This window comes from Streptomyces sp. IBSBF 3136 (genome assembly GCF_036815105.1).
GTDB lineage: Bacteria > Actinomycetota > Actinomycetes > Streptomycetales > Streptomycetaceae > Streptomyces.
In genome coordinates this window covers 1-4,673 of record NZ_JAJSZC010000369.1, presented here as the reverse complement: position 1 = coordinate 4,673, position 4,673 = coordinate 1, and the positions used below count along the sequence as shown (strand labels likewise).

Sequence of the window (4,673 nt, the reverse complement as noted above, 5' to 3'; positions counted from 1 at the left end):
CCTCAGCCCCAACGAATACGAACGCCGACACCACGCCGATAAGCTCACGCTCGCCGCGTGATCAACGAACGCGTGTCCACCATCACGGGGGAAGGCCCTGGGCAGGAGATGGTGGTGGCAGGCCACACAGTGGTTGTACGGCGTGGGCAGGAGATGGTGGTGGCTCCTTGTGTCGCTCGGCGGAGTCGCCGCCGCGGGTGCAGCACTATGGCGAGTCCCCTGGTGGATGGATCACCAGTACCTCAACACCCACCTGTCGCCTGCGGTGGCGACTACCGTCACCGGGGTACGCACTGCCATGGTGGCGCTAGGCGCCGGTGGTTTGGCGGTGGTCGGCATCCTGTACACCCACCGCACCTGGCACCAGGCCCGCGAAGGTCAGGTCACCGACCGGTACACCAGAGCCATCAGCCAGATCGCCTCAGACAAGCAGGTTGAGCAGCTCGGTGGGATCTACGCGCTAGATGTATTGATCACGAGCGTTGTTGACACGCGCAGGGCTTGATCATGGCGAAGACCTCCGGTGTGGTGGAGCTGTCTAGGACTGCACCGCACGGAGGTCTTCGTGTCCCACCGTAATGCCCGGCTGACCGTTCACGGCAGGCGGCTTCTCGTTGAACGTGTCTGCGCAGGTCGCCCCGTTGCACATGTCGCGGCGGAGATGGGCGTTTCGCGGGCCACCGCTCACAAGTGGGTCCGCCGCTGGCGCACAGAGGGCGAGCCGGGCCTGCACGACCGCTCCAGCCGGCCGCGGACGACACCCCATCGCACGCCCGCGATGGTGGAGGCCTCCGTGTGCCGGCTGCGTCAGGCCCGCAAGCTCGGGCCGGCCCGCATCGGTCCAGTTCTGGGCCTGCCCGCCTCGACCGTGCACCGCATCCTGGTCCGGCATGGCCTGAATCGCCTGGCCCACCTCGACCGGCCCACGGGTGAGGTGATCCGCCGCTACGAACGCGACCGCCCCGGCGAACTGGTCCACGTCGACGTCAAGAAACTCGGCCGGATCCCGGACGGCGGCGGTCACAAGGTGCTGGGACGCCAGGCAGGCCGTGCCCGGCGCAGCAGCATGGGCTTCGACTACGTCCACTCCGCCGTCGACGACCACAGCCGCCTCGCCTACAGCGAGATCCACACCGATGAGAAGGCCGACACCTGCGCGGGCTTCCTCCGCCGGGCCGCAGCCTTCTTCGCCACCTGCGGCATCGCACACATCGAACGCGTTCTGACCGACAACGCCTGGCCCTATCGCAAGAGCTTCGCCTGGCGGCAGGCTCTGGCCGACCTCGGTGCGGCCGGCAAGCTCACCCGTGCCTACCGGCCCCAGACCAACGGCAAGGTCGAACGCTTCAACCGCACCCTGCTCGACGAGTGGGCCTACCTACGGCCCTACACCGGCAACCAGGAACGGACCGAAGCCCTGGCAGACTTCCTGCACACCTACAACCACCACCGATGCCACACCGCACTCGGCGGCCACCCACCCATCAGCCGCGTCAACAACCCTGCGGGTCAATACAGCTAGAGCGCATCATGTGGGATTCGCCGAAGGATCACGCCACCATTGTCGAAGTCCTCGCCGCTTTCGTCCGCGGACAGGCACCCGCTCCCCCGAAGCTGTCTCCGTATCAGCGCTTGTGCATCGCCTTCCGACCGTTGCGGGCCGGACGGCCACCGCAGTTGGGCGAGCCGGTCCAGGCAGCACTGACCGTGCTTGGTCGACGTCCTCAGGATCGCAGCGAGCCTTTTCAACTCAAGCTTCACGGCACCGACTTGCGTGGTGCGACATTGGTCGACGCGTACCTGGAAGGAGCAGACTTGAGTGGGGCTCACCTGGAGGGTGCGTGCCTGACCCGTGCTTGCTTGATTAAGGCAGATCTGAGCGGGGCGCACTTGGAGGGCGCGTGGTTGGAGCGTGCTCGCCTGGACAGGGCGGATCTGAGCGGGGCCCGCCTGGAGAGCGCGCGCCTACGTGGGGCCAACTTGATCGGCGCAAACCTGCGTAGGGTCCATCTGGAGAAAGCGGACCTGCTCGCGGCGTGGTTGGGAGGATCGGGGGACTTCACGGATGCGCGTTTGGACGACGCGGACCTGGCCGCTGCGCACCTGTACAGCGCCCTGCGTCTGACAGTCAAACAGTTGGTGGCTGCCCGACCCGCCAGCAGCACACGGCTGCCTCCCCGCTTTGCTGAGGATGCTGCGGTTGAGGCGCGGATCGCCGAGATCGACAGGGAGCATTTTGCAGAATTGGCCGAACTGAGGAAGGACAGTCAGAAGAGTCCTGAACCATGAGGGGCCTTTTGCAGTGACTGAGGCCTGCGGAGTTCTAGGGCGCTGGGGAGGTCGACTGCGAGGGGGGATTCTGTCTCTTAGGCGGCGAGACCATGACGGTGGCGGGTCCCTGGCCGGGCCTGGGCACTCGGATGCGGGCCACGCCCCCCTCGAAAGAGGGTGCGTCACCGGCCTGCCCCCGACGTTCCCTGCGGGGGCCGGGGACGGCGCCTGAAGCGGCTTGACGCCCAGCGGGATCAGCCGTTCCCGCTGCTCGGGCGACAGCTGCCAGGCTGTTTCTGCCGCTGGAGCTGACTGCAGGCCCGGCCGCATTGGTACGCATCCCGCACCTTCAAGGTACGCCACATGTACGGTTTAGATCGAGTCGGCGGTGGGGCGGCTGGTCTCGTGATGGCCCGGTCGTCCGTGCCTCTGTGCAGTGGTCAGCGGGGAGGCTGCGTCTGCCGCGCCCACTCCAAGCCGAGGTCGGCGAGGTGTCCAGGAGCGGTGTTTGTGATCAGAGGTGTGTGGTCTGGCCTGGGCTGATCAGTTTGGTGCGTGGCCTTGGGTGGCTCGTGGTCAGCCCGAGCGGGTGTCTCGGTGGCCGTGCGTTCATGGGGTGTCAGGTTGTTCGTGGTCTTCTGACGTGCAGTTTTGTCACGTAGTGGCGGTGCTGATCAGGTTGTGTCTTCTGCGCTGGCGCATGGCTCATGTTCAGTGATCGTTGGAATGGTGTGACACCTGGACGACCCGCGCCATGATCCTGGCGCGGGTCGCCGCCGACACTTGGCCACCAGCTCACTTCGATGGCCGGCCCCGCCCTGAGGGCCACTTGGTGCCGCCGAACCTCCTTGACCGGTCTCCGGACACAGCAGGGGCCCTGGGGGATCGGCCATGACATCCCTGGTTCTCGGATATGGAGCCGCGCTGTCCAGCGATGGCGCAACACCGGCGTTACGCGGTGGCCGGTTGCGGCTCGTCCAGCATCCACGGCTGTCCGTGGCCGCTCCGCCTCACCCTGCAGTGGCGACGGCTGTCCGCTCGCCTTGCCGTCCTCGATCAGGCAGGCGCTGATGTCGGTGGTATGCGGCAGCATCAGGGCATGACGCAGATGAACAGGGAGTGGGCGATCGGGAAGTTGAAAAGCTTCCTCGTCACCGCAGCAATCTCCTACGTCCCAAGCCCACCGAACTCGGTCGGCTTTAGCTACTACAAGTTCAACAACCCCAAGCCCGAGGTGCAGGCGGCGGCTCAGATCGTGGAGCGGATCCTGGACCGGGTGATACCCGACTGGCGAACGGCTGACTGGGAAGAGGCGAAGAAGCAGCCCATGTGGCGCCACCGTGAGGCAGCCAATCGTGCGGTTGCACTTTTGGAGGCTGAGCAGGAGCTGCAGGAGAACCTGGGCAGCGGAGCACCTCAGCTCGACGCCGCGACGCTTCACCCGTGGGTCTGGGGCAGCGTCGCTGGTCTGTGGAGCAGCGGCCACTTCCGTGAGGCGGTCGGGGCCGCCGCCCGGGCCATCAACGCTCAGGCACAGTCAAAGCTCGCACGGAGGGATGCCTCCGAGGCGAAGCTCCTCTCTGACGCCTTTTCCACCAATGCTCCCACCACCGGGCATCCGCGTCTGCGCCTGAGCGTTGACGACGGGGGTGACACCTTTAAGAACCGTCACGACGGTGCTGGCAACTTCGCACGCGGCGTCTACTCGGCTATCCGCAATCCCATCGCCCATGAAGAAGGCGATGAGCTGGAAGAACACGAGGCGCTGGAACAGCTCGCCGCGTTCAGCATCTTGGCCAGGTGGGTGGATGCTGCCACGGTGGATACCGCGACCTGAGCTGACCCATGACGGCGGCAAGGAGTGCTCACCGGCCAGAAAGGGTCGAACCCGAGGCCGCAGCGGCTCTCCCGGCCCGGGCTGCTCTCAGTGCTGGGAAGCGTGCTCGGCGCGTATCGCGGCGCCGTCTGGGGCCTGTTCGTGCAGATCGGCCCCACAAGTTCTGCCCGCTGGAGGCTGGTTGAAAGGGGTCGGTGCTTTCCAGGGGGTTCGGGTGGTGGTGAGGCTGGTGGTGGTGAGGAGGTGTTGTTGGTCGGGGTGGAGGAGTGGCCAGTTGCGTTGCTGGTGTTGGAGCCATGGGCGGGTGGTGGGGTGGTGGGGGTTGGCCCGTGCACGGTGGTAGGTGCGTTGCCACCCGATGGGCCAGGGCGGGTTCCACCAGGGGTCGATGGTGGCGAGTGTCTGCTGGGTGGGGGAGGGGCTGGGGCGTTTCTTGGCGAGGTGGCGTTGGCTGTTGAGCCATTGGCCGAGGGGGAAGTCGTGGTGGACGGTTTTGATCGGTGGGCAGAGGTGGCCGTGTTCGCCGGCCCAGGTACGGGCGTGGTGGAGGGCTTCGGTGTGGGGG

Annotated in this window: 5 protein-coding genes; 4 read left to right on the top strand and 1 reads right to left on the bottom strand. The window is 66.4% G+C overall.

Annotation, left to right across the window (positions count from 1 at the left end; all coding sequences use genetic code 11):
• Window positions 1–226: 226 nt before the first annotated feature.
• From V7E45_RS38890 to V7E45_RS38875, 4 genes are all read left to right on the top strand, one after another.
• Window positions 227–505: a hypothetical protein gene (locus V7E45_RS38890; RefSeq protein ID WP_333779007.1), complete on the top strand. Its 279-nt coding sequence runs from the start codon at window positions 227–229 to the stop codon at window positions 503–505.
• A 60-nt stretch (window positions 506–565) separates the two neighbouring features.
• Window positions 566–1,522 carry an IS481 family transposase gene (locus V7E45_RS38885; RefSeq protein WP_333779005.1) on the top strand — a complete coding sequence of 319 codons (957 nt, stop codon included), beginning with the start codon at window positions 566–568 and terminating at the stop codon, window positions 1,520–1,522.
• 8 nt (window positions 1,523–1,530) lie between these two features.
• Window positions 1,531–2,289: a pentapeptide repeat-containing protein gene (locus V7E45_RS38880; RefSeq protein ID WP_333779004.1), complete on the top strand. Its 759-nt coding sequence runs from the start codon at window positions 1,531–1,533 to the stop codon at window positions 2,287–2,289.
• A gap of 1,081 nt (window positions 2,290–3,370) precedes the next feature.
• Window positions 3,371–4,108 carry a TIGR02391 family protein gene (locus V7E45_RS38875; protein ID WP_333779003.1) on the top strand — a complete coding sequence of 246 codons (738 nt, stop codon included), beginning with the start codon at window positions 3,371–3,373 and terminating at the stop codon, window positions 4,106–4,108.
• 87 nt (window positions 4,109–4,195) lie between these two features.
• On the opposite strand, the gene V7E45_RS38870 is transcribed toward V7E45_RS38875, so the two are convergent.
• Window positions 4,196–4,673: helicase associated domain-containing protein (locus V7E45_RS38870; protein WP_333779002.1), on the bottom strand; the 478-nt coding region annotated here is incomplete at its 5' end.

Bases quoted from the DNA above. Each gene is read 5' to 3' on its own strand.
- V7E45_RS38890 (WP_333779007.1), top strand. From the start codon at position 227: ATGGATCACCAGTACCTCAACACCCACCTGTCGCCTGCGGTGGCGACT.
- V7E45_RS38880 (WP_333779004.1), top strand. From the start codon at position 1,531: ATGTGGGATTCGCCGAAGGATCACGCCACCATTGTCGAAGTCCTCGCC.
- V7E45_RS38875 (WP_333779003.1), top strand. From the start codon at position 3,371: ATGACGCAGATGAACAGGGAGTGGGCGATCGGGAAGTTGAAAAGCTTC.